Origin of the sequence: Pseudoalteromonas sp. S3431 (assembly GCF_000690035.1) — a bacterium.
Classification (GTDB): Bacteria; Pseudomonadota; Gammaproteobacteria; order Enterobacterales; family Alteromonadaceae; genus Pseudoalteromonas; species Pseudoalteromonas fuliginea.
Genome location: NZ_JJNY01000041.1, coordinates 96,124 through 119,596 on the forward strand (window position 1 = coordinate 96,124; position 23,473 = coordinate 119,596).

General features: G+C 39.4%; 21 protein-coding genes. 13 read left to right on the forward strand and 8 right to left on the reverse strand.

Going from position 1 to position 23,473, the window contains the following annotated elements:
- Nucleotide 1: 1 nt before the first annotated feature.
- Nucleotides 2-1,123: a succinylglutamate desuccinylase/aspartoacylase family protein gene (locus tag DO88_RS09095; RefSeq protein WP_033039468.1), complete on the forward strand. Its 1,122-nt coding sequence runs from the start codon at nucleotides 2-4 to the stop codon at nucleotides 1,121-1,123.
- A 378-nt stretch (nucleotides 1,124-1,501) separates the two neighbouring features.
- Nucleotides 1,502-2,536, forward strand: a complete 1,035-nt coding sequence (locus tag DO88_RS09090; protein ID WP_033039471.1) for a phospholipase A — start codon at nucleotides 1,502-1,504, stop codon at nucleotides 2,534-2,536.
- Between the two features lie 72 nt (nucleotides 2,537-2,608).
- Here DO88_RS09090 and DO88_RS09085 read toward each other — a convergent pair whose 3' ends face one another.
- Nucleotides 2,609-3,502: a bifunctional GNAT family N-acetyltransferase/hotdog fold thioesterase gene (locus tag DO88_RS09085; RefSeq protein ID WP_033039474.1), complete on the reverse strand. Its 894-nt coding sequence runs from the start codon at nucleotides 3,500-3,502 to the stop codon at nucleotides 2,609-2,611.
- A 242-nt stretch (nucleotides 3,503-3,744) separates the two neighbouring features.
- On the opposite strand from DO88_RS09085, the gene DO88_RS09080 reads away from it, so the two are divergent.
- Complete coding sequence (locus DO88_RS09080; RefSeq protein ID WP_033039475.1) at nucleotides 3,745-4,464, forward strand: spermidine synthase; 720 nt, start codon at nucleotides 3,745-3,747, stop codon at nucleotides 4,462-4,464.
- Here DO88_RS09080 and dtd read toward each other — a convergent pair.
- Together dtd and DO88_RS09070 are read right to left on the reverse strand one after the other, a co-directional pair.
- Nucleotides 4,448-4,885 (reverse strand): D-aminoacyl-tRNA deacylase, encoded by a 438-nt coding sequence (gene dtd / locus DO88_RS09075; RefSeq protein ID WP_007376216.1) that lies wholly within the window; start codon nucleotides 4,883-4,885, stop codon nucleotides 4,448-4,450. The two genes, DO88_RS09080 and dtd, sit on opposite strands and share 17 nt — an antisense overlap.
- Entirely contained in the window at nucleotides 4,886-5,791 is a 906-nt protein-coding gene (locus DO88_RS09070; RefSeq protein ID WP_007376215.1) for a virulence factor BrkB family protein, read from the reverse strand.
- 87 nt (nucleotides 5,792-5,878) lie between these two features.
- Between DO88_RS09070 and DO88_RS09065 the strand changes: the two genes are divergently transcribed.
- From DO88_RS09065 to DO88_RS09055, 3 genes are all read left to right on the forward strand, one after another.
- Nucleotides 5,879-6,535, forward strand: coding sequence for a DUF2959 domain-containing protein (locus DO88_RS09065; RefSeq protein ID WP_007376214.1), 657 nt, complete (start codon nucleotides 5,879-5,881; stop codon nucleotides 6,533-6,535).
- Between the two features lie 149 nt (nucleotides 6,536-6,684).
- Nucleotides 6,685-7,776, forward strand: a complete 1,092-nt coding sequence (locus DO88_RS09060) for an MBL fold metallo-hydrolase (protein WP_033029246.1) — start codon at nucleotides 6,685-6,687, stop codon at nucleotides 7,774-7,776.
- 67 nt (nucleotides 7,777-7,843) lie between these two features.
- Nucleotides 7,844-8,572, forward strand: coding sequence for a CBM9 family sugar-binding protein (locus DO88_RS09055; protein ID WP_033029248.1), 729 nt, complete (start codon nucleotides 7,844-7,846; stop codon nucleotides 8,570-8,572).
- A 160-nt stretch (nucleotides 8,573-8,732) separates the two neighbouring features.
- On the opposite strand, the gene DO88_RS09050 is transcribed toward DO88_RS09055, so the two are convergent.
- Nucleotides 8,733-9,674, reverse strand: a complete 942-nt coding sequence (locus tag DO88_RS09050; RefSeq protein WP_033039477.1) for a 5'-nucleotidase — start codon at nucleotides 9,672-9,674, stop codon at nucleotides 8,733-8,735.
- Between the two features lie 290 nt (nucleotides 9,675-9,964).
- Nucleotides 9,965-11,788 (reverse strand): translational GTPase TypA, encoded by a 1,824-nt coding sequence (typA, locus tag DO88_RS09045; RefSeq protein WP_007376210.1) that lies wholly within the window; start codon nucleotides 11,786-11,788, stop codon nucleotides 9,965-9,967.
- A gap of 507 nt (nucleotides 11,789-12,295) precedes the next feature.
- Here typA and glnA point away from each other — a divergent pair.
- From glnA to DO88_RS09015, 5 genes are all read left to right on the forward strand, one after another.
- Complete coding sequence (glnA, locus tag DO88_RS09035; RefSeq protein WP_033039482.1) at nucleotides 12,296-13,702, forward strand: glutamate--ammonia ligase; 1,407 nt, start codon at nucleotides 12,296-12,298, stop codon at nucleotides 13,700-13,702.
- A 114-nt stretch (nucleotides 13,703-13,816) separates the two neighbouring features.
- Nucleotides 13,817-14,347, forward strand: coding sequence for a DUF4124 domain-containing protein (locus tag DO88_RS09030; protein ID WP_033039485.1), 531 nt, complete (start codon nucleotides 13,817-13,819; stop codon nucleotides 14,345-14,347).
- Nucleotides 14,348-14,585: 238 nt separating this feature from the next.
- Nucleotides 14,586-15,656: a nitrogen regulation protein NR(II) gene (gene glnL, locus DO88_RS09025; RefSeq protein WP_008133339.1), complete on the forward strand. Its 1,071-nt coding sequence runs from the start codon at nucleotides 14,586-14,588 to the stop codon at nucleotides 15,654-15,656.
- 14 nt (nucleotides 15,657-15,670) lie between these two features.
- Nucleotides 15,671-17,056, forward strand: coding sequence for a nitrogen regulation protein NR(I) (gene glnG, locus DO88_RS09020; RefSeq protein ID WP_007376205.1), 1,386 nt, complete (start codon nucleotides 15,671-15,673; stop codon nucleotides 17,054-17,056).
- A 29-nt stretch (nucleotides 17,057-17,085) separates the two neighbouring features.
- Complete coding sequence (locus tag DO88_RS09015; RefSeq protein WP_008133336.1) at nucleotides 17,086-17,544, forward strand: Crp/Fnr family transcriptional regulator; 459 nt, start codon at nucleotides 17,086-17,088, stop codon at nucleotides 17,542-17,544.
- Between the two features lie 9 nt (nucleotides 17,545-17,553).
- Here the strand turns inward: DO88_RS09015 and DO88_RS09010 are convergent, their stop codons facing one another.
- Together DO88_RS09010 and DO88_RS09005 are read right to left on the reverse strand one after the other, a co-directional pair.
- Nucleotides 17,554-18,219, reverse strand: coding sequence for a hypothetical protein (locus DO88_RS09010; RefSeq protein ID WP_033039488.1), 666 nt, complete (start codon nucleotides 18,217-18,219; stop codon nucleotides 17,554-17,556).
- 56 nt (nucleotides 18,220-18,275) lie between these two features.
- Entirely contained in the window at nucleotides 18,276-18,563 is a 288-nt protein-coding gene (locus DO88_RS09005; protein ID WP_007582180.1) for a hypothetical protein, read from the reverse strand.
- A gap of 245 nt (nucleotides 18,564-18,808) precedes the next feature.
- Here DO88_RS09005 and DO88_RS09000 point away from each other — a divergent pair, with 245 nt between their 5' ends.
- The gene (locus DO88_RS09000; protein WP_008133330.1) at nucleotides 18,809-19,192 is read left to right on the forward strand and encodes an RNA-binding S4 domain-containing protein; all 384 of its coding nucleotides are present in this window, start codon (nucleotides 18,809-18,811) and stop codon (nucleotides 19,190-19,192) included.
- 735 nt (nucleotides 19,193-19,927) lie between these two features.
- Entirely contained in the window at nucleotides 19,928-22,672 is a 2,745-nt protein-coding gene (gene acnA / locus DO88_RS08995) for an aconitate hydratase AcnA (RefSeq protein ID WP_033039491.1), read from the forward strand.
- Nucleotides 22,673-22,917: 245 nt separating this feature from the next.
- Here the strand turns inward: acnA and DO88_RS08990 are convergent, their stop codons facing one another.
- The gene (locus DO88_RS08990) at nucleotides 22,918-23,439 is read right to left on the reverse strand and encodes a DUF4124 domain-containing protein (RefSeq protein ID WP_007376199.1); all 522 of its coding nucleotides are present in this window, start codon (nucleotides 23,437-23,439) and stop codon (nucleotides 22,918-22,920) included.
- Nucleotides 23,440-23,473 lie beyond the last annotated feature (34 nt).

Here is a 23,473-nt window from a genome sequence, read left to right on the forward strand (position 1 = left end):
TATGAGTAATACAACACACATTAGCCAAGAGAACATTGTAGTAGGGGAAGTTGCAAACGGCTTACCGCTTACAATTCCTGTGTATCGTTTAAAAGGCGATGGTACAGGGCCTAGTGTTTACATTCAGGCCAATATGCATGGCGCTGAAGTGCAAGGTAACGCAGTTATTTTTCAGCTGCTTGAGCAATTAAAACACCTTAATCTTAATGGCGATATTACCCTTGTACCTTATGCAAATCCGATTGGTTGTAATCAAAAATCTGGCGAGTTTACCCTTGGCAGGTTCGATCCGATTACGGGCACTAATTGGAATCGCATGTATCATTACAATAAAAATTTAGTGACACAGTTTGCGCAAAATCATACTCAGTATGACAACGCTACATTAAAAAGTAACTTCAAACAGGCGCTTATTGACGAAGTAGACAGCAAACTTAACGGCCCTGCTTATTTACTCAATACGGGTAAACGCATTGCGCTTAACTTACAAAAACTCGCTCATCAGGCTGATATAGTACTCGATTTACACACTGGTCCTATTTCCAGCAAGCATTTGTACTGCCCAACCTATGCAACCGACAGCGCACGTTACTTTAATATTGAACATGTACTGCTTATCCCCAGTGATTTTGACGGCGCTATGGATGAAGCTAACTTTTGCCCATGGTGGCATTTAAGTGATGCACTTAGCGAGCAAGGTCGTGAATTATCAATACCTGTAGAAGCATTTACGGTAGAGCTAGGCAGCCAAGAAAAAATAGACTTAAAAGAAGCACTAAACGATGCAAACAGCATTTTAAGTTACTTAAATCACAAAGGCGTATTACAAAACGCACCGCATACGCCAGCTAACATCACTCGCTATGCATGTAATTTAGATGACTACTTTGCTTATTACGCCCCTATTGGCGGTATGGTTGAATACATAGCCCCACTTGGCGGGCACATTAAAGCCGGTGAGCCTATTGCACATATTTTACGCATGGAGCGCTACTTAAGCGAGCAGCCACTGCAAACACTCACTCTTGATTGCGATGCAATTGCTATTTTGCACTTTGCCTCAGCGAGTGTTAACCAAGGTACCGAACTTTATAAGTTTTTTACTAACATATTCGAGCTTTAGCTCACCCTTCTCATTGCGTGAGAGTAATACCAATTGCATTAAATTAGTGATCTATTATAGCGATAAGGAAATAGCTTAATAACAAGGCTAAAATTATGGTACATAGTTGTTCTATATAAATAATTTTTAACGTAGTTAGTGAGTTATTTAATACGCTAGAATGATCATGTTTTTAATAAAATTGGTATAAATTAACTAAAGTAGTTAATTTGCATTAGAAAGCGGCCCAGGCCGCTTTTCTTTTGATCTGTGTTTATCTCAAATACGTATAATACGAAGTATAAGAAAAAATTCAGTAAAAGTTCACCGTTACATATGTAAAAAGACGTTATAATTAAATTAACGCATACAATAACTTAAACTCACAAAGGAACTACAATGAGCTGGCGCCACTGGATCACACTTTCTGCCTTAATAAGTACAACTACCTTAGCACAAGAAGAGGTTGCTACAAACGAGCAAGACAACGAAATAAACCTTGTAAAACAGTGTATTTTAAACGAAGTTATTGGTGGAGACGGTAAACAAACTCTAGACGATCTTCGTAAAAAATGTTCGGCTCTTGAAGAAAACAAACAACTTACCGCGCTTGATAAACGCCAAGCACGTGAAGAAGTGGGTAAAAAAAATCGTAATGTTATTACGCCACATAAACGTAATTATATTTTACCACTTTCGTACGTATCCCATCCCAATGATCGCCCTTTCGATGGCTTCGACGAATTAACTGATGATAATGATGGTGAACCGCTCGATAACTTAGAGGCAAAGTACCAGCTTTCTATTAAAGTACCTTTGTACGATGATTTTTCAGATGAAGACCAAGCATTATTTTTTGGTTTTACGCTGCAATCATATTGGCAAATATATAATTCAGAAATCTCCTCACCATTTCGTGAAACGAACTACGAACCTGAAGTTTTTTGGATAAACTACCTCGATCCAGAAAATGTACTTTGGGGCGATGAAATGGCAATTGTTTTAGGTATTTCACATCAGTCAAATGGTCGTAGCCAGCCCAACTCACGCTCATGGAACCGTATTTACGCTGATTTCATTTGGGAAAATGAAGGGTTTGTTTTTAGTTTTAAACCTTGGTATCGCATAGCCGAGGACGAAAAAGACAACGTTTTAGAAGCTAAAGGCGACGATAATCCAGACATATACAAATACATGGGCTATTTTGAATTTAGCGGTGCATACCGTCTTAACGATCATGAATTTAGCTTTATGTCGCGTAATAACTTAAATTCAGACAATCGTGGTGCTATTCAGCTTGACTGGTCATTTCCATTATGGGGCCGAGTTCGTGGTTATGCACAATACTTCAATGGTTATGGCGAAAGCTTAATTGACTATAATGCCGATATAGAACGTATTGGTGTAGGTATATTATTAACCGATCTGCTGTAATACTTCCCTAAGTTTTACGCATTAAAAAGCCAAGCATTGCTTGGCTTTTTAGTGTTTTGAACAACTAAACAGTTATTTTTTTACTACAAACTGCCCTTCAAACTCCGCAACTATATTATCACCATCATAAATAGTAACAGGCACAACATAGCTTGCTTTACCTTCGGTTTCTAAATCGCTCAACTTACCTTTGCAGGCTTGCAAATCTACACACCCTCGTGGGTCGGTAGTAAGCGGCTTTAAGTACTTAATGTTAGCATCGGCTAATACAATATTACCTTCAAGCCCAGCTTCTTTAAGTGCTAAGTACGTAGCGCCCCAACCTGTTAGCGTAGCCAAGCTATAAATAGAACCTGCAAACATAGTGTTATGTAGGTTTAAGTTAGCGTCTAGGTCGGCGCTGGTTGTAAATTGCCAATCGGTATAGCTTTCTACCTTAATGCCCATCGCGTCACTAATTGGAATAGACTCCCGCCACGTATTTTGTAGTACCTGCGTCCAATTAGGGTGACGAAACCAACCTGGCTCACACGGCTTTTGCTTTACCATTTTAAAATGCTGTACATCGCCATACGCTAAGTGCGCTTTTTCTTTTAATTCGTAACCGTGGCGTTTATAAAACTCAAGCGCTCGTTCGCGTGCAAACAATACAAGCTCGCCTGCGTTTTGAACCCATGCAATTTTTTCAAGCTCGTGCAGTAAGCGACTACCAATATGCTGGTTACGATTACCCTCTGCAACCGCCATATAGCGCACTTGTGCTTGCTCATGATTGTTAAAGTGCAAACGTGCTACACCTAGCACTTCACCTTCTTTATTTTTTATAAAGCGGTGTTCAGAGTCTTGTTCCATATCATCTTGCTCAGAGCCACGCGGCTCGCCCCAAGGCGCGCGTAATACCTGCCAGCGCAATTGGTAATACGCTTGCCAATCTTCGCTACTTTGTGGGGTGCTTACCTGAAACATACATACTCCTGTTGTTATATAAGCCGTAAATAAAAATCAAAAAGGCTACGGCGCTATACTAATCATATTGATTATCTACAAGCTAGAAAGCTCAAATAATTAAATCGCTTGGTATTTTTATTGTAAATACCATACTCCATCTTTAAAAAACTGCAAATACGACTTTGGTGATGGCCATAAAATATCTAAAAATTAATAACACAAGGCATTGCCATTTAACGGTGCTAGTTTATGCTGAGAATATGATAGAAAAAATCAATTATATAAATTCGCTGACGGGCTTGCTAAGCGATCAGTTTATTGAGAATAGCCACAGCATTGGTCAGTTAATCTATTGGCATAAATGCAGTGGGGATCACATTCAGATACGTGGTCATGAGCAGTTGCGCTGGTTACTCATTAACGACACACTCCAATCTGTTATTGATTTAAATGACCCGAGTTTATTACTTTTTCCACATTTATTGTGCTTAGGTAAGCAATGGCAAGCTCTTAGCGCGCCAAAAAAGGTGCTAGAACTTGGCCTTGGCGGCGGTGCTATTCGTAATTATTTACAACACAAATACCCCAAAGCACACATAACATCCGTTGAAAAAAACGCCGATATTATTGATTGCTATACCCAGTTTTTTTCGTCAAATAAAAATGAGCAACTGCTTTGCGCCGATGCACAACAGGTTTTAAAAAGTGCGCAAAATATTGACTGGATTATCTTAGATTTATTTAGCCAAATAGACGCACCTCGATTTTTATTTGAAGAGGCATTTTATAAAAAAATCTACTTGGCCTTAAATAACAACGGTGTGCTATTTATTAATTTTTTATCGCAACATGAGTCGCAATTAAAGCAACTTAAGCAGCTATTACTCGATGTGTTTGGCTGTACAGTCAGCCCGCAAAAAATTACGGGCTACGTGAATCATATTGTCGTGGTAACCAAAAAACTTAAACAGATAAGTTAAACGTAACGGGTCCATCGTTACACAAGCTTACTTGCATATCGGCACCAAACTCACCGGTGGCTATTGTAAGCCCCAACTCTTTAGCTTGAGCAACAAAGTACTCGTAAAGCTCATTAGCTTGGCTTGGCGTTGCCGCAGATGAAAAACTAGGGCGCATACCCTTTTTAGTATCAGCCGCTAAGGTAAATTGCGAAACCACCAGCAACTCACCTTTAATATCTTTGAGGCTTAAGTTCATTTTGTCCTTTTCGTCAGTAAAAATACGATAGTTACTTACTTTGTGTAAAAGCTTATCGGCCGTTTGTTTATCGTCGTGTTTTTCAACACCCAGCAACAACAATATACCTTGGCTAATTTCGCCTACAACTTGATTATTAATTTCTACCTTGGCATGCTTTACGCGCTGTATTAACCCTTGCATTTAAACTGTGTCCTTTACTGTTGGCTTGTCATCTTCAAACTCAAGTTCTGGTGTTTCTGGTATTTCATCTGGGCTAATACATGCTGTAAATTCAGCGCCAAGCAAAACAACAACCCACGATAAATACACCCAAACAAACAAAATAGGAATCGTTGCCACTGCGCCGTAAATCACTTCGTACGAAGGAAAATGGCTAATATAAAGTGCAAACCCTTTTTTAGTTAGCTCAAACAAAAGTGCCGCAAATAATGCTCCCGGTATCGCCGCTTTAAACGATACGCGCGTATTAGGCACTAAGGTGTAGAGCATAATAAAGCCCACCATCGAAATACCATACGGCAATAGCTTTAACAAAAACCCGCTAAACCCAGGAATACCCTGATCAGCAAACGATACCAAAGATACAATATAAGAGGTAACACCAATGCTGGCACCAAGTAACATAGGCCCTAAGCTCAAAACCATCCAATATACTGCAAAGGAAATCATCATCGGGCGCTTTTTCTTTATTCGCCAAATGCGGTTTAGCGTGGCATCCACATTACGTATTAGCAACAATGCAATTGCAGCTAAAAAACCAATACCTACTGCGGTCATTTGGTTTGCGTTACCGGCAAAAGAGCTAATGTGCTCTCTAATAACATCGGTAGAAGTAGGCACAAAGTTAGTAAACAAAAAGCTCTCAATCTCCATACGAGTGGATTCAAAACCTGGAAAAGCCGAAAATATAGCAACACCCACTGCAATAAGCGGTATCAAAGAAAGTAACGTAACATAGGCTAAATAGCCGGCATTAACCGTTATTTGATCATCTATACAGCGATTAAAATACTGCATCCACCAACTTGGCTGCTGGCGTATAAAGGTCTTAACTTGCTGTTTGTAATTGGAGAGCTTATCATTCATACAATTGACTTGTGCTTATGTGGTTTTGATTATAATAACAATCAGCGCCATAATTTACAGCACTAACACGCGTAAACAGGAATTCAGATGAAAAAACAAACATTACTTAGTGTTTCAATGCTTGTACTAACACTTACTTTGTCAGGTTGCCAAACAGCTTATTACTCTGCAATGGAAAAAGTAGGTATTCACAAACGCGACATCCTTATCGACCGCGTAGAAGAAACCAAAGACTCGCAGCAAGAGTCTCAAGAAGAATTTAAATCCGCACTAGAGCGCTTAACTACTCTAATCGATTTTAATGGTGGCGAACTACAAGACACTTACAATCAATTAAACGACGATTACGAGTCGAGCTTAAAAGCCGCAAACGAAGTATCAACTAACATCAATAAAGTAGAAGACGTAGCAGAAGCACTTTTTGATGAGTGGAGCGATGAGCTAGAGCAATACAAAAGCGCATCACTTAAGCGTGAAAGCAGCAAAAAGCTAACCGCGACTAAGCGTCAGTTTGAACAGTTATTACGCTCGATGCGCAGCGCAGAGAGTAAAATGGAGCCAGTATTAACGTCGCTTCACGATAATGTTTTATATTTAAAGCATAACTTAAACGCACAAGCGGTATCGGCTATTAAAGGTGAATTCACTAACCTTAAACGCGACATACAAGTGTTAATGAACGACATGAACAAATCGATTGCCGATTCAAACAAATTTATTGAACAAATGAATAGCGCAGGCTAACTAATATATTACAAACAAACGAACAAAAATAAATAAGCCTGCAACTTCGCAGGCTTATTTATTTTTACTTTTTGTTACTTTTTAACCACTTATTAATCTAACGTTTTTGGTACACTTTCATAAAATTAGAATTAAAATAAAAAACTACAATGAAAATAAGTACCTTAACTCTTTTAGCTATCTCTAGCTTACTAACCGCTTGCGGAACTGCTAATCACATAGAAAGAATCGCAGGGCCTGATACTGTAGTACCACTACATAAAGATGGTGAGCGCGAAGGGCGCTACCATAATCTATACCCAGGCAAAAAAACGTACCCTATTAGTTGTGAAAATGACTGCTATCCAAGCAACACTCATTTGCAATGTGAAGAAGGAAGTGAAAACTGCCAATATATTGCTGGGCAAGTAACTCCAAAATTAAATACCGGATACACTGTTCGCTGGCTTGGCCATGCAGGGTTTATGATCAGCACACCAAACGGGCAGCAAGTGGTGTTTGATCCTGTAAAAGAGCAGTTCGACTCCCCTGTTGATTTAGCCTTTAAACTTGCCTCAGGGTTTTATCGTAAGCCCGGTGACTGGCTAACTAACAGCGAACTAACTAATTTAGATGCCGTTATATATTCTCACCTTCATTATGATCATTTTAATAAAGCAGATATAGCAGAAATAGGTAACAAACCACGCTACTTAACGCCACTGGGAATGGCTGATAACTTCCCAACAGGTGGATTTAACATTAGCGAAATGGCCTGGTATGCAAAAACGAGTATTGACGATTTAGCAATTCATGGCGTACCTGCACATCACTTTAGCAGTCGTATTTCAGTGCCTTTTATTTACGAAGATCACGATAAAGACCTATGGAATGGCTGGTTACTTGAACAAAACGGTAGCACTTTATTTTTTGCAGGTGATACTGGCTACTCAAAACATTTTAAAGACATACAGCAAAAATACGGCGATATCGATATTTGCTTAATGCCAATCGCTTCTTACTACAGTAAAGACGATCCTAACTGGTACCGTTACGTCCACACCACACCAGAAGATGCACTAAGCGCAGCACAAGAGCTTAATTGTAGAGTAATGATACCGTGGGGGTACGGTAACTCAAGTTGGAAAATGGGCGATCACAGCAGTCATTCAGCCTTGCTGCGCTTATTGCACATGGTTAAAAAAATGGATGCTAAAACACCGCTGTATATTTTAAACGAAGGCGAAAGTATTTCACTGTAACTATTTACTTAGCTGTTTTAAGATTGTTATTACATTAAGACAAATCGACAATAAAATTGAGGGATTAATGAAGAAATTAGCACTCGCCTTAAGCTTTTTATTAAGCACGCCAGCAATGGCCACTGATGTTGAGCATACATCAACCCCAATTACTATTGATGGCGTATCAGAAGATGCGTGGAATAAAGCCACTTGGCACGACATGCCTTATTTAATGGATGGCACACTGCCATCAAACGATGCCGACTTTAAAGGGCGCTATCGTTTATTGTGGGATCAAAACTATTTATACCTACAAGCCGATATTGTGGATGACGTTTTAATTGATACACACGCCGATCCAACGTATAAATATTGGGATGACGATGCGCTTGAAGTATTTATTGATAGCGATGCATCAGGCGGTAATCATCAATTTAATCACACCGCTTTGGCGTACCATATTGGCCTTGATAACCAAGCTGCCGATTACGGACCTGATAAACAAGCCCATTTGTATACCGACCATCTAGTTAGTAACTGGAAGCGCAACACCACCGCGCCTTTTAATATTACCTGGGAAGTAGCAATAAAACTCTACCCAAATGATTATAAAGAAGGGGCTAAAAACACCCCTATTACACTTAGCGAAAAGCAAGTAATCGGCTTTATGCTAGCGTATTGCGATAACGATGGCAGCGACGTGCGCGAGCACTTTATGGGCTCACACGAAGTACAACCAGTAAATGGCGACAGAAATCGTGGCTTTATAGATGCCGACGTATTTGGCAAAATCACCCTACTTCCTAAAAAGTAAGCTACCCCCACCAATAAATAATTAAGTAGGTTGGGTTGAGCACAGCGAAACCCAACGAAAAAATACCCCACCAACAAACACGGGGGCTTTGCGTTATCGGCTGTTTTAAAACGCATTAAATATGACATCAAATTCAATGCGTTTGGATGGAGTTAAACTATTAGTCTAACTTTAAATTTTTAACACCAAAAGGTATATGAACTGAAGGGGCAACTGTACTTGTAGAGTTTAAATGCCCTGACTGGTCATCAAAAAAGATATGAGGCTTAAGTACTCCTAATACTAAACCTTTATCTACACCACCGAGGAAAAATGCATCGTTAGCCATTACACCCCATTCCTTCAGAGTATTAAGAGCTCTCTCATGTGATGGAGCATTACGGGCAGTTACAATTGAAACTCTCAGGCGATTTTTATAGTCAGGATCAGATTTCTTCTTTTTTTCTTCTAATTTTTGAATATCAGATATTTTTACAAGAAATTCTTTCAAAGGTCCTGGATTATGAGGCTGCAGCACATTCTTAGTTTCATGTTCATGAAACTGATTAACATCATTTGTATTATGCATTACCGTTTCAGATTCATCGTCAGCTAGAACACCATCAAAATCGAAAGCTATTCTTAAATCATCATCGTCATCATCTACAATTGCTGATTCGAGAACATGACCCGCAGGGTATCCCATACCTATTGCTTCTTTGATATCAGAAGAGTTACCGGATAAAAATAAGGATATACTTAATGCTGGAATATATTCATAAGGAGATTTTCCTTGCATAAAAATAGCACGTGATATTGGTAAGCCGTGGTGCTTAATCGATTTCATGACACGTAATCCGGTATCTGGATCATTACGCGATAGTAATACTACTTCCACTAAAGGATCTGTTTTAGGATTCTCGCTTAAGTTATTTAAAGAAAGTAACCGTTTAATAAATGAAAATGACACTCCTTTATTAAGCGGGTTATCAAGATTTTCTAATTGATACTTCCTATACTCTTCCTCACCCTGCTTTCTGAAAACAGTATCCGATTCTAACAAATCAAACATAGCACTTGAAGCTACACCAATTACTAATCTTTTCCCTAACTCATAGGCCATAATATACTCCAAATTGAGGTTTAATAATCAAAAACTCTAACTGTGTATCACCAAGAATACCGATAAATATTTAGTGTTTGCGCCAGCAAAATCTTTGATAATTTATAACAACACTATTACCCAATAACAACACATATTTATAAGTCGACCTAGATATACCACACAGCATCTCGGTGAGCTCGTTAGTAAAAAACTCCTTTAACCTTTTTACTTAATTAATCTCACCCACAAAAAAGCCGCTGTATTTTGCAATACAGCGGCTTTTAAAATCATTATTCTAAATTAATAGATTATGACTTAGGTGCACGACCCGCACGTTTACGTTCGTTTTCTGTAAGGTGTTTCTTACGAATACGAATGTTTAGTGGAGTTACTTCAACTAGCTCGTCATCATCGATGAACTCAAGCGCTTGCTCAAGTGAGTAGTTAAGGTGCGGAGAAAGCGTTTGCGCTTCATCAGTACCAGATGCACGTACGTTAGTTAACTGCTTACCTTTAAGGGCGTTAACTGTAAGGTCGTTATCACGGTTATGAATACCGATAACCATACCTTCGTATACTTCAACACCGTGACCGATGAATAAACGGCCGCGCTCTTGTAAGTTGAATAACGCGTTAGTAAGTGCTTTACCAGTTGCGTTTGCAATCATTACGCCGTTCTTACGAACACCGATGTCGCCACCTTTGTGAGGACCGTAATGATCGAACGTATGGTACATAAGACCAGAACCCGAAGTAAGCGTCATGAAATCAGTTTGGAAACCAATTAAACCACGGCTAGGGATCATGAAGTCTAAACGCATACGGCCTTTGCCATCTGGAGTCATGTTAGTAAGTTCACCTTTACGTAGGCCAACTTGTTCCATAACAGAACCTTGATGCTCGTCTTGACAGTCAATAGTCACTGTTTCAAACGGTTCTTCTAGAACGCCATCTACAGTACGTAAGATAACTTCTGGACGAGAAACTGAAAGCTCGTAACCTTCACGACGCATGTTTTCGATTAAGATACCTAGGTGTAATTCACCACGACCAGAAACACGGAAGCTATCTGGGCTAGCAGTATCTTCAACGCGAAGTGCTACGTTGTGTACTAATTCTTTGTCTAAACGCTCACGGATATTACGTGACGTTACAAACTTACCTTCTTTACCACAGAAAGGTGAGTTATTTACAGAGAATGTCATTGTTACAGTTGGCTCATCAACACTTAGTGGTGGTAATGCTTCAACGTTTCCTGGGAAACAAACTGTGTCAGAAATCTTAAGCTCACCAATACCTGTTACAGTTACGATGTTACCAGCGTAAGCTCTATCAGTTTCGATACGTTCAAGACCTAGGTAGCTTTGTACTGCGCCAATTTTACCATTACGTGTAGTGCCATCAGCACTGATAATAGTAACTTGTTGGTTAGGAGCAACAGAACCACGTTTAATACGACCAATACCAACTACACCAACATAAGAGTTGTAATCTAGTTGAGAAATTTGCATTTGGAAGTCACCTTCAGGATCTGCATCCGGTGGTGATACTTCTTCAACGATCATCTTGAACATAGGTTCCATGTTCTCTGATGGCTCGTCTAAATCTAGTGTTGCCCAGCCGTTGATTGCTGAAGCGTAGATTACTTTAAAGTCTAACTGTTCGTCAGTTGCGCCAAGGTTGTCGAATAAATCAAAGATTTGATCCATAACCCAATCAGGACGTGAACCTGGCTTATCAATTTTATTGATAACTACGATTGGCTTTAAGCCTTGCGCGAATGCCTTTTGCGTAACGAAACGCGTTTGTGGCATTGGACCTTCTTGAGCATCAACAAGTAATAATACTGAGTCAGCCATCGAAAGTACGCGTTCAACTTCACCACCGAAATCGGCGTGTCCCGGAGTATCTACGATATTGATATGGTAGTCGTTCCAAGAAATGGCTGTGTTTTTAGCCAAAATGGTAATACCACGTTCTTTCTCAATGTCGTTTGAGTCCATCACGCGCTCTTCGTTACCGCCGCGTGTTTCTAATGTACCTGATTGCTCAAGTAGTTTGTCAACCAGTGTTGTTTTACCGTGGTCAACGTGCGCGATAATCGCTATATTTCTTAACTTTTCGATGCTCATATATTTACTCAGAGAAATTAAATTCTCAATGATCCTGCAAGATCTACGCACTCATCTGCGTTTTCACGAGATGTCCAAGCATAGGATTTAAAAGGGCGCATATTATCCCTCATTAATGACATGGATGAAAGTTTATCCAATACAAATTTTAAAACTTTCTCAATACTTTCACTAAGTATCTGTTTTATATATGACAATTATATGAATTAAATTTCGATATTTTTTCGAGAAACAGCCATTTTGGCTATTTTTCCGATCTTTTTGGTACTCTTTTGCATTTAGTTTATGCTAATTTTAAGCGATTAAATTATCAGCAAATTGCACCGTGTAAATATTGCACCAAAAGGGATATTTTACGCACCAAACTAGTGCGCCACTATGCTGAATTTTATAACAACTTATTTTTTTTAATTTATAAACATGCAGTTATAAAAATGGCACAAAATCAGCTTAATAAATGCTAAAGCAATTATGCAGCAATAACAAAACCCCACACTTGGAGGACACATGTCACAATCGGTTTTAGATTTTATTAAAGAAAATGACGTTAAGTTCATTGATTTACGCTTTACTGACACTAAAGGTAAAGAACAACATGTATCTATTCCTCATCACCAAGTTGATGAAGACTTTTTTGAAGACGGTAAAATGTTCGATGGTTCTTCAATCGCTGGTTGGAAAGGCATTAATGAGTCAGACATGGTTTTATTACCAGATGCAGACTCTATCAAATTAGACCCTTTCACAGAAGAAACAACACTAATTGTTCGTTGTGACGTTGTTGAACCTTCAACGCTTCAAGGTTATGAGCGCGACCCGCGTTCTGTTGCTAAGCGTGCTGAAGATTACATGCGCTCTACAGGTATTGCAGATACAGTTTTATTTGGCCCTGAGCCAGAGTTTTTCGTATTTGACGACGTTAAATACAAATCAGATATGTCTGGTTCTATGTACAAAATTGATTCTAAGCAAGCTGCTTGGAACTCAGATAAAGAATATGCAGATGGCAACACAGGTCACCGTCCAGGTATTAAAGGCGGTTACTTCCCAGTTGCTCCTGTTGATGACTTCCAAGATTGGCGTTCAGCTACGTGTCTAGTTCTAGAAGAAATGGGCCAAGTAGTAGAAGCACATCACCACGAAGTTGCAACAGCAGGTCAAAACGAGATTGCTACTCGCTTTAATACAATGGTATTAAAAGCGGATGAAATTCAAGAAATGAAATATGTTATCCATAACATGGCTCACTTATACGGTAAAACAGCAACGTTTATGCCTAAGCCAGTTGTTGGTGATAACGGTTCTGGTATGCATTGTCACCAGTCACTTGCTAAAGATGGTGTAAACCTTTTTGCTGGTGATAAGTACGGCGGTCTTTCTGAAGATGCACTTTACTACATTGGCGGCATCATTAAGCATGCTAAAGCAATCAATGCTTTTGCAAATGCCTCTACTAACTCGTATAAACGTTTAGTACCAGGTTTTGAAGCACCAGTTATGCTTGCATACTCTGCACGTAACCGTTCTGCATCAATCCGTATCCCAGTGGTTCCATCTGAAAAAGGTCGTCGTATTGAAGTACGCTTCCCAGATCCAACAGCTAACCCATACCTTGCTTTCTCAGCAATGCTTATGGCTGGCCTTGATGGTATCAAAAACAAGATCCACCCTGGCGATGCTATGGATAAAGATTTATACGACTTACCAGCTGAAGAAGCAGCAGAAATTCCAACGGTTGCAGCATCACTTGACGAAGCACTATCTGCACTTAGCGCAGACCGTGAATTCTTAACTCAAGGTGGTGTATTCACTGATGATTTAATTGATGCTTATATCTCACTTAAATCTAAAGAAGTTGAAAAACTTAACATGACAACTCACCCAGTTGAGTTTGAAATGTACTACAGCTGTTAATTAAGCTGTAAAAAATATGTGTGTTCTCAAGCCCGCTGCTCTGCGGGCTTTTTTAATGGTAAATCAAAGCAATCTCCACTAGAGTAAAGTTACTCTAAAACGCAGGACCGCCGAGTGAATAATTACATTTTATTACTAACAATTACTTTAGGATTAAGTAATTATGGCTATGCTGCTGAAAAAAAAATATACGCTTGGGAAGATAAAAATGGCGTGTTAGTGTTCTCAGATACACCGCATAAAGGCGCGACGGAGGTAAAGCTTACAAGTCAGCACCTTACAATGCCTGCGACCAATACTGATATTTTAAATAACCAACCTCAACCCCAAAAAGCAGCGTTTAACATTGCTATTTTGTCACCAGAGCATAATCAAACAATTCATGAAAATACAGGCACGGTATATGTTACCAGCCGTATAACACCACGGTTCGAAAGTGGGTTAACAATACAGCTGTTTGTTGATGGTCAAACACATGGCCCTGCTAGTCATGATTCAACCTTTGCTATAAAAGATGTTGAACGCGGTGAACATACATTGCAAGTAAAGCTGTTGAATAATAAAAACCAAATTATTGCCGTGAGCCAACCTTATGTGTTTTTTATGCGCAGAAAGGGCTTAATACCAATCCGCAATAATACTTGATCAATTTGAGGGCTTAAGCTTGACGCTAACTGTGTTAAAAATTTCTGATATAGAACAACTAAATAACGAATTTTTTGCCCTGTTATCGACACGGTTTTCATACCTCAAAATAGCTCACTTAATTAAGCAGATTGGTATAACATTCAAGAACTAAATTTAAGTTTAAAACTGAGGCGCAGCAGTGCATTTTATTAATATTAATTGCCTGCAAATATTAGCGCACTAAAATGGTGCAACTATGATTAATAATGAAATTTTCAGCCCAGAACTGCTTGACGCTATCTGGCAAAACCAAACAACAGCGGTCATGTTGCTCGATAAAAAATTTACTGTTGTTTATGCTAATACCAGTACGAGTGAGTTACTTGGTCTTGGTACTAAACGCTTGTTAGATCAACCTTTCGATAGCCTTTTTAATTACCATTCTATTGACTTGAAACGTATTGAACAGTATTCATTAATTGATGGCGTTGATTGCCAGCAACATAGAGCTGACGTGGTTTTTAGCGATTCTCGCCATGCCAAGGTAGCAGTCAGCTCAAGACAGCTTAAATTTAAAGACACGTTATATATATTATTAGAATGGCGCCAAACAGATGATGAAATAAAGCACGACCAAGCATCAAACCAAATGCATCAATATCAAGCTGCACGAAACTTAATTCGTGGTTTAGCGCACGAAATTAAAAATCCTTTAGGTGGAATTCGCGGAGCGGCGCAGTTATTGCAGTATGAAGTTGATCAACAAGAAAGAGACCAATGCGCTGAGCTTATCATTGAGCAAGCAGATAGATTGCGCGAATTAGTAGATAGGCTCTTAGGGCCAAATCAGCTACCGCAAAAGTCTTATGGCAATATTCATCAAACCCTAGAGTCGGTTGTCAGGCTAAGTACGTTAGATAATTGTTCTAATATTGGCTTAGTGAAGGATTATGACCCGAGTATTCCTGATGTATATATTGACCAAGGCAAAATACAACAAGTCGTATTAAACATTGTTCGAAATGCCCAACAGGCGCTCGTTGATGGCGGTGAAATAAAAATAAAAACCCGCATAAACCATCAACATCGTCGCCCAGGTAAAGCACCTAAAAAAGCCTTGTTGATCCAAATATCTGATAACGGACCAGGCATTGACCACAGCATACGCGAAACATTGTTCTACCCGATGATCACCAATAAAGAAGGTGGTTCAGGACTTGGACTTTCTATTGCGCAAACGCTTATTGATCAGCATGACGGCTATATTGAATGTGATAGCTGGCCTGGACATACTGAATTTAATATCTATCTGCCCTTTGCAGATTAATGTTTGGAGTTTGCATGAAAACAGTTTGGCTTGTAGATGATGATGCATCAATTCGTTTCGTACTCGAAAAGGCACTAACCCGTGCTGGGTTTAATGCTGAGAGCTTTTCAAATGCGCAAGATGTATTAAGCGCACTAAAATTTAGCCAACCCGCTGTTTTGGTGTCGGATGTAAAAATGCCCGGCATGGATGGCATGGCTTTACTTGAGCTTATTGCAGAGCAAAATCCTGGGCTACCGGTTATTATAATGACCGCGCACTCAGATTTAGATTCGGCCGTTAATGCCTTTCAAAAAGGTGCTTTTGAGTATTTAGCTAAACCGTTTGATTTAAACGAAGCGGTTGCCCTTGTTGAAAGTGCATTTAGAGCAAACTCTACAAAAAAAACTAAACGTAAGCAGGCCCCACCTAAAAGTGCACACATAATTGGTGAAGCACCCGCTATGCAAGAGGTATTTAGAGCAATAGGTAAACTGTCAGCCTCTAGCATGAGTGTATTAATAAATGGTGAGTCTGGCACAGGTAAAGAACTGGTCGCCAGCGCCTTGCATAATCATAGTCCACGTAAAGAAAATCAATTTATTGCACTTAACATGGCCGCAATTCCAAAAGAGCTTGTTGAGTCAGAATTATTTGGCCACGAAAAAGGCGCATTTACGGGCGCTGACAGTGTGCGTAAAGGGCGTTTTGAACAAGCCAATGGCGGCACGCTTTTTTTAGATGAAATTGGTGATATGCCTCTTGATGTGCAAACACGTTTATTGCGCGTGCTTGCCGATGGTGAATTTTATCGTGTGGGCGGGCATCAAAGCATAAAGGTGGATGTACGCATTATTGCAGCTACGCATCAAAATCTGGAAGACTTAGTTAAACAAGGTAAATTTAGGGATGATTTATTTCATCGTTTAAACGTAGTACGCCTACGCTTGCCAGCTCTTCGGGAGCGCACTGAAGATATTGATCGCTTGTCGCAACATTTTTTGCACAAAAGCGCTAAAGACTTACAAGTAGAAAGCAAAGTACTCAGCCCTAAAGCAACAGAGCAGCTTAAACTCTTTAATTGGCCCGGTAATGTACGTCAGCTCGAAAATACGTGTCGTTGGCTTACTGTGATGGCGCCAGGTGAACTTGTTACAGAACAAGATTTACCACCTGAGATCCTTGATGCCTCGCCAATTCAAGAGGAAGGTGATTGGCTTGATGCATTTCAACAATGGCTTAACCACGAACTTAAACAAGGCAAAGAAAATATTTGGCCCGATATTCAAGCACAACTAGAAACTCGGCTAATAAAAACAGCTCTCGCCAATTGTTCTGGCCATAAACAAGATGCAGCTATAAAAATTGGCTGGGGACGCAACACGTTGACCCGTAAGTTAAAAGAGCGCAATATTAGCTAATTAAACGTGTCTAACAAATTTGGTTATTGATGAAGCTAATCGAACATATTCCATTATTCAAACAAATGGAAATTATAAACAGGCTACACTTTTTTAAAGAGTTTACGCTCAACGAACGTCAAATATTATTAGAATCGTTTGGCCTGTTGTATTTAGTTAACCAACAGCAATTTTTATTTAAGCAGTTTGATAACGACAAACATTTATACATTGTACTAAGTGGCGCCCTTTTAGTCTTTAAGCATAATCACTTATTAGAACTAGGTACTATTGAGCCCGGTGAATTTATAGGTGAAGGCGCCTTTATTGGTAACAGACAAAGAAGTACCAATGCCCAAGCTAAAAGCGACACTATCGTACTCGCTATAACTCCTGAAGCATTGACTCGTTTACCTAATGTTATACGTGAAAAAATTAAAGACCGTATTATCGAGGGCATGAGCGAACGAATTGCAAAACTAAGTGAGCATATAGAAACCCACGGTTAACTCTATCACTCAGTCCATATAAACAATTTGTAGTGAGCAATCAAGCCAGCTGGGGTTATTAACGTGAGCTGTAAACCTGTAAGTATCGGATGGTTTGGCGCCAAAGGGCGTATTTATAAGTGGTTGTGAGTGACTGTATGTTTGCGAATGATTTTTGTAATAAATAACAAGATAACCATATAAATACTCCCAACTCAGCCTAACTATTGCGCCACTTGGTAGTGTAAATTCAACATGTTCATTTGCAAATTTGACCGCTAAATCATTGTACTTGTCTTCGCTGCATTGAGTTGTTCGTAACTTTTTAGGCATAACAAAGGTTGTACCCGCCACTGCATTTTTTAGATAAAAGCCTATATTGCCATCACCATAAAAATGATTTGAACGCGTTGTATAGTTAACTTGTGGCTCGTAACCTAGCCCCTGCATAATAGTAGCTAACTTCTCAGTCTCTTTTGGGTAAATTTTATCGCTTGATAAGAGTAATGTGGCTTCACTAAACTCTGATGGAATTGCCAGCTCAACATATTCATAAGGGAGCGATTGTGCTTTTAGCGCAGCATCGAGCTGATTGCGCTGTTCATCTTGCAAGTTTTCACTAAATACATACACGGTAGGTTGTTGGCACGCAGCTAATAGTAATGCCAACACACATATTAAAATTCCATTTTTCATAGTTACCCCTTTTTGATTACAATTGTAGTCTATTAAAGGTAACTATTTATGGCAATTTAATTTGTTTGGCTATCTAACCAAGCATCAACACTTTTGCGAGTATATAAAACTTCTTTAAACAAACGATGACGTTCAAATTCAAGTTTTGTTTTTCTCGTGGCATCACCACTAACTAAACGGCTATGGGTATCATTGAATTTTGAAATTACAGAAAAACCGCGCTCGTCTTGATCAGCTTGCTTTTTTACAGAATTAGCAAGGTGCTCTCTAACATCGTCAGCAGTTAACATACCTGAATTATCTAATCCCATTAGCTCTTTTTTCATTGCTAATCTTACGCCCATTTCCTACTCCATTTAATGAAAAATATTTATTCCGCCAAAGTTTTAGCAATTAGCAGGCCATACGTAAAATTAACTGCTGCAAAGCTTAACCTTCAATTGCTTCAGTTTTTTTAAAGACAGACAAAATACATAAAAACTTTCATAACTATTTACCTATTACAATTAGCTAAAGTCACTTGCTTTGGTGCAAAAGTAGCTGCAAGCCTTTATACTAAAGCTTGTGCGTTACCCCACCGAGAGCAAATATGAACGAAGAATACATAGAAATAGAATTAGAAGAAGAGCCGATTGAGCTCTGTAAATTATTAAAAGTACTAAACTTAGTTGAAGGTGGCGGCCAAGCTAAAAACCTAATAACTGAAGGCTATGTGGGTGTTAACCATGAAATTTGTACAATTAAACGGAAAAAATTATACAGTGGTGATGTATTAGAGTTTGATGGTGAGTTTTTTCAACTATCACTAAGTGCGGATGCAATCCCTGCAGAAAAACCTGCTGTACAAACTCACACTGAACCAAAGCCGGCGGTCTCTCAACCAACAGTTCAGCCTGCTAAAAGTAAGCGTAAGCGAACTAAAAAGCCAAAAGTAGATGACAAAACAGGACGTCGTCCTATTTCATTTGGTTAAGTGTTTAAAACCCCCTCTTTTTATATAAAAAGGCCAACTTATATAGTTGGCCTTTTTACTCTTCAATAACCTAGGGCGTGTTAGTAAATAATAAAAATAAGGTGGTTACATGCCTGTCAATACATCCCAACATTGGTTTAAACCTGCTGTATAGGCATTAACTCGTATGGAACTTACTTGGCGTTATTGTATTTTTATGCAGATGATGACTCCCAAGATGATAATTAAACCAACTATAAATCAACAAGCTGCGCATTCTAACATTCCTATTTAGTTAACCATTACATTTACTATTGCCGTATTAAGAGGCACTTTGGGCCGGCTTTGCTTTGTGTGAGTGTTAAAGTTACGCAACAAGGCTGGTTACAGTAATTATACCAATTGCATTAAATTAGTGGGCTATTATAACGCTAAGAAAATAGCGTAATCACGAGGCGAAATTACGATATATAGTTGTTCTATAAAAATAATTTTTAACGCAGTGAGTGCGCTATTTAATGCGATAAAATGATCATTTTTTAATCAAGCAGGTATCAGTATGGGCCGAATAACGTTTGGCCCCCTCCCTCTTTTAAATCATCCTTGAAAATAAAGTTTTCAGCATCATCTCTATCTTGGTAACTGTATAAATTTCGTTCTCTAAGTATGGTTTTTTACGCTGGTATGTACTTTGCAACTCAAGCACTACAGAGGTCACTCTTCAAAATATTTTTATAATTCATAAAGGGGCAAATAATGAATAATAGTTTCGACACCCAACATCAGCTCACAATTAATGGTGAGCAATACCATATTCATTCTCTAAAAGGACTTGGTGACAAAGCAAAACGATTGCCCTTTTCCTTAAAAGTATTACTCGAAAACCTCCTTCGTAACGAAGATGGCGCAAACATTAAAGAACAAGACATTCAAGCTCTGCTTAATTGGGATCCTCAAGCAAAACCAGCATCTGAAGTTGCCTTTACCCCAGCTCGTGTTGTTATGCAAGATTTTACAGGCGTACCCGCTATTGTTGATTTAGCCGCAATGCGTGACGCAATGGAAAAATTAGGTGGGGACCCTGCAAAAATAAATCCGTTATCACCGGCAGAACTGGTTATTGACCATTCGGTACAGGTAGATGGCTATGGTAACGAGGGTGCTTTTGATTTAAATGCAAAGCTTGAATACGACCGAAATAAAGAACGTTACGAATTTTTGCGTTGGGGGCAAACCGCTTTTGATAATTTAAAAGTAGTGCCACCCGCAACCGGTATTGTTCACCAAGTGAATTTAGAATATTTAGCGCGCGTTGTTTTTAATGAAGAGCGCGATGGCAAAAAATTCGCTTACCCAGATACGCTTGTAGGGACTGACTCTCACACCACCATGATTAATGGCTTAGGTGTGCTTGGTTGGGGTGTAGGCGGTATTGAAGCCGAAGCAGCAATGCTTGGGCAGCCAATTAGCTTACTCATCCCACAAGTAGTGGGTATGAAGCTAAGCGGCCGCCTACCTGAAGGGACCACCGCAACTGATTTAGTATTAACAGTAACAGAGATATTACGTAATCATGGTGTAGTGGGTAAATTTGTCGAGTTTTATGGCGACGGTCTTGCCGATTTACCACTCGCTGATAGAGCAACCATAGCTAACATGGCACCAGAGTACGGCGCTACGTGTGGTATTTTTCCGATTGATGATGAAACCATTAACTATCTCCGCTTAACAAACCGCGATGAGAAGCAACTTAAACTCATTGAAGATTACGCTAAGCACCAAGGCTTATGGCGTAACGATGGCGACGAAGCTAATTACACCGACACACTCGAGCTTAAATTAGATGATGTTGTACCAAGCCTTGCAGGACCTAAACGTCCTCAAGACAGAATTGCCTTAAATGAGGCTGGCAAAGTTATTAGCGAGCATTTAAAAGGCTTTCAAGATGAGCGTATGGCTCGTCGTGATAAAAGCGATGAAGAACAAGCGCGTATCGAAAGTGAAGGCCCGGCAACAAACCCCGATGAACCTGTTGATGAAGCGCAATTTATGGGCGCCGCTAAAGTTAAATTTAAAGGGCAAGAGTTTGAGCTAAACGATGGCGCATGTGTTATTGCCGCTATAACCAGTTGTACTAACACCTCGAACCCGAGTGTAATTTTAGCCGCAGGTTTGGTCGCTAAAAAAGCGAAGCAATTAGGTATTAATGTAAAACCTTGGGTTAAAACATCCCTTGCACCTGGCTCTAAAGTAGTTACCGACTACTTAGAAAAAGCAGGCTTGATGGACGACCTAGAAAGTCTAGGCTTTAATTTAGTAGGCTATGGCTGTACGACGTGTATTGGTAATTCAGGGCCACTTGCAACTGAAATATCAGACGCGATTCAAAAACATAAACTAGTGGTCAGCTCTATTTTATCAGGTAACCGTAACTTTGAAGGGCGTATTCACCAAGACGTTAAGATGAACTTTTTAGCGTCTCCTCCGCTTGTTGTTGCATACGCTATTGCAGGTAGAACAGATATTGACGTATACAACGAACCTCTCGCACAGGATGCTAACGGCAACGATATTTACCTTAAAAACATTTGGCCAAGCGTTAAAGAGGTTAGTGACTTAGTTAAAGAAACAGTGACTAAAGAAATGTTCGCAAGAAGCTACGCTAACGTTTATGAAGGTGACAGCCGCTGGCAGAAAATTCAAATACCTGATGGTAAACTTTATGATTGGGACGATGCATCAACCTACATTAAAAAAGCACCCTTTTTTGATGGCATGAAAGTAGAACCACCGGGCATTCCTACTATTGGAGGTGCACGTTGTTTAGCTAAGCTTGGGGATTCAGTAACCACTGACCATATTTCCCCGGCGGGCGCTATTAAAGCAGATGCACCAGCAGGTTTATACCTGCAAGAAAACGGCGTAGATAAAGGCCAGTTTAACTCGTACGGTTCACGCCGTGGTAATCACGAAGTAATGATGCGCGGTACTTTCGCCAACGTTCGTCTTAAAAACTTATTAGCACCGGGAACTGAAGGCGGTGTAACACGTACCCAGCCAGAAAATGACTTAGCAAGTATTTATGATGCAGCTATGGAGTATCAAAAAAACGGAACTCCGTTAATTATTTTAGCCGGTAAAGAGTACGGTACGGGATCATCTCGCGACTGGGCAGCTAAAGGTTCTCTTTTATTAGGCGTTAAAGCGGTTGTAGCGCAAAGCTATGAGCGAATTCATCGCTCTAACTTAATTGGTATGGGTGTATTACCGCTGCAATTTAAAGAAGGTGAAAGCTACGAGTCACATGGGCTAACAGGGCAAGAGCAATTTGATATTGATGGCTTGTATGATAAAACCGATGAAGTCACCGTTATTGCAACCAATGCTGAAGGTAAAAAAGTTAGCTTAAGTGCCGATGTACGTATTGATACCCCTAAAGAGTGGGATTACTACAAACACGGCGGCATTTTACAATATGTACTGCGTAATATGCTCGATTAAGCAAAGTATGTTTTAAAAATAACAAAGGCCTCCCTTTTAATAAAGGGAGGCCTTTTTGTGACTGGCCATACATTAATTGTATCGAGCTACTTTACTGTTGAGCATGATATTAAGGGGATAATGGTCGCGGCTGCATATATTGCTATAGGGGTACTATTGCCACTTCGACAAAGATATATTTAACCATATTATTCATGGAAGCCGAGAAACGTTATCGCGACGTGCCTATAAAAACCTTAGCTTTATTATAGACCGCTTAAGCTATTAATTTCTTTGTTACGTTTTTCAAGTTTATCTTGTACGCTACCTGCATCTTCAAATAACTTTTGAACAGAATCAGGATCTAAAATACTTATTGTTTCTGATGCTGCTGACATACTTGATACTTTTGGAGTGTTATTTAAAATAGACGTATCTTCTGCGGCAATAACTGTAATATCTTTTGGATTGAGTTTAACCTCAATGCTTTTTGCATGCGGATTTGGCGTGTCTGAAAAATGCCATTGACCTGTGTCATCTTGCCATTTAAAAATTTTACTATTTGAGGCTGTAGAGCTCACTATTTTTTCGCTTGCTTGCTTTACGTTATGTACAGCATTATCAAATGTATTACCGGTGAGCGTCGCTATTTTTTCTTTAATATGGTGCGACTTGTCACTCATTGATGACACTGAAAGCCATGTTTTACCATCGGGCTTTTTTAAATAAAATAAAGATATGAGCGCAATAGTCATGATTGATATTGCTAAATAGGCAAAGTATTTCATAGCGTTCCTGCTTTAAATTAATCCTTTATCCTTT

Excerpts from the sequence above, each read along its gene's own strand:
- glnG (WP_007376205.1), top strand. The coding sequence starts at position 15,671 with ATGAAAACAGTTTGGCTTGTAGATGATGATGCATCAATTCGTTTCGTA.
- DO88_RS08990 (WP_007376199.1), bottom strand. The coding sequence starts at position 23,439 with ATGAAATACTTTGCCTATTTAGCAATATCAATCATGACTATTGCGCTC.
- DO88_RS09005 (WP_007582180.1), bottom strand. The coding sequence starts at position 18,563 with ATGGGCGTAAGATTAGCAATGAAAAAAGAGCTAATGGGATTAGATAAT.
- typA (WP_007376210.1), bottom strand. The coding sequence starts at position 11,788 with ATGAGCATCGAAAAGTTAAGAAATATAGCGATTATCGCGCACGTTGAC.
- DO88_RS09010 (WP_033039488.1), bottom strand. The coding sequence starts at position 18,219 with ATGAAAAATGGAATTTTAATATGTGTGTTGGCATTACTATTAGCTGCG.
- DO88_RS09000 (WP_008133330.1), top strand. The coding sequence starts at position 18,809 with ATGAACGAAGAATACATAGAAATAGAATTAGAAGAAGAGCCGATTGAG.
- DO88_RS09015 (WP_008133336.1), top strand. The coding sequence starts at position 17,086 with ATGAAGCTAATCGAACATATTCCATTATTCAAACAAATGGAAATTATA.
- DO88_RS09050 (WP_033039477.1), bottom strand. The coding sequence starts at position 9,674 with ATGGCCTATGAGTTAGGGAAAAGATTAGTAATTGGTGTAGCTTCAAGT.
- DO88_RS09060 (WP_033029246.1), top strand. The coding sequence starts at position 6,685 with ATGAAAATAAGTACCTTAACTCTTTTAGCTATCTCTAGCTTACTAACC.
- DO88_RS09090 (WP_033039471.1), top strand. The coding sequence starts at position 1,502 with ATGAGCTGGCGCCACTGGATCACACTTTCTGCCTTAATAAGTACAACT.
- DO88_RS09095 (WP_033039468.1), top strand. The coding sequence starts at position 2 with ATGAGTAATACAACACACATTAGCCAAGAGAACATTGTAGTAGGGGAA.
- acnA (WP_033039491.1), top strand. The coding sequence starts at position 19,928 with ATGAATAATAGTTTCGACACCCAACATCAGCTCACAATTAATGGTGAG.
- DO88_RS09070 (WP_007376215.1), bottom strand. The coding sequence starts at position 5,791 with ATGAATGATAAGCTCTCCAATTACAAACAGCAAGTTAAGACCTTTATA.
- glnL (WP_008133339.1), top strand. The coding sequence starts at position 14,586 with ATGATTAATAATGAAATTTTCAGCCCAGAACTGCTTGACGCTATCTGG.
- dtd (WP_007376216.1), bottom strand. The coding sequence starts at position 4,885 with ATGCAAGGGTTAATACAGCGCGTAAAGCATGCCAAGGTAGAAATTAAT.
- DO88_RS09055 (WP_033029248.1), top strand. The coding sequence starts at position 7,844 with ATGAAGAAATTAGCACTCGCCTTAAGCTTTTTATTAAGCACGCCAGCA.
- DO88_RS09080 (WP_033039475.1), top strand. The coding sequence starts at position 3,745 with ATGATAGAAAAAATCAATTATATAAATTCGCTGACGGGCTTGCTAAGC.
- DO88_RS09065 (WP_007376214.1), top strand. The coding sequence starts at position 5,879 with ATGAAAAAACAAACATTACTTAGTGTTTCAATGCTTGTACTAACACTT.
- glnA (WP_033039482.1), top strand. The coding sequence starts at position 12,296 with ATGTCACAATCGGTTTTAGATTTTATTAAAGAAAATGACGTTAAGTTC.
- DO88_RS09085 (WP_033039474.1), bottom strand. The coding sequence starts at position 3,502 with ATGTTTCAGGTAAGCACCCCACAAAGTAGCGAAGATTGGCAAGCGTAT.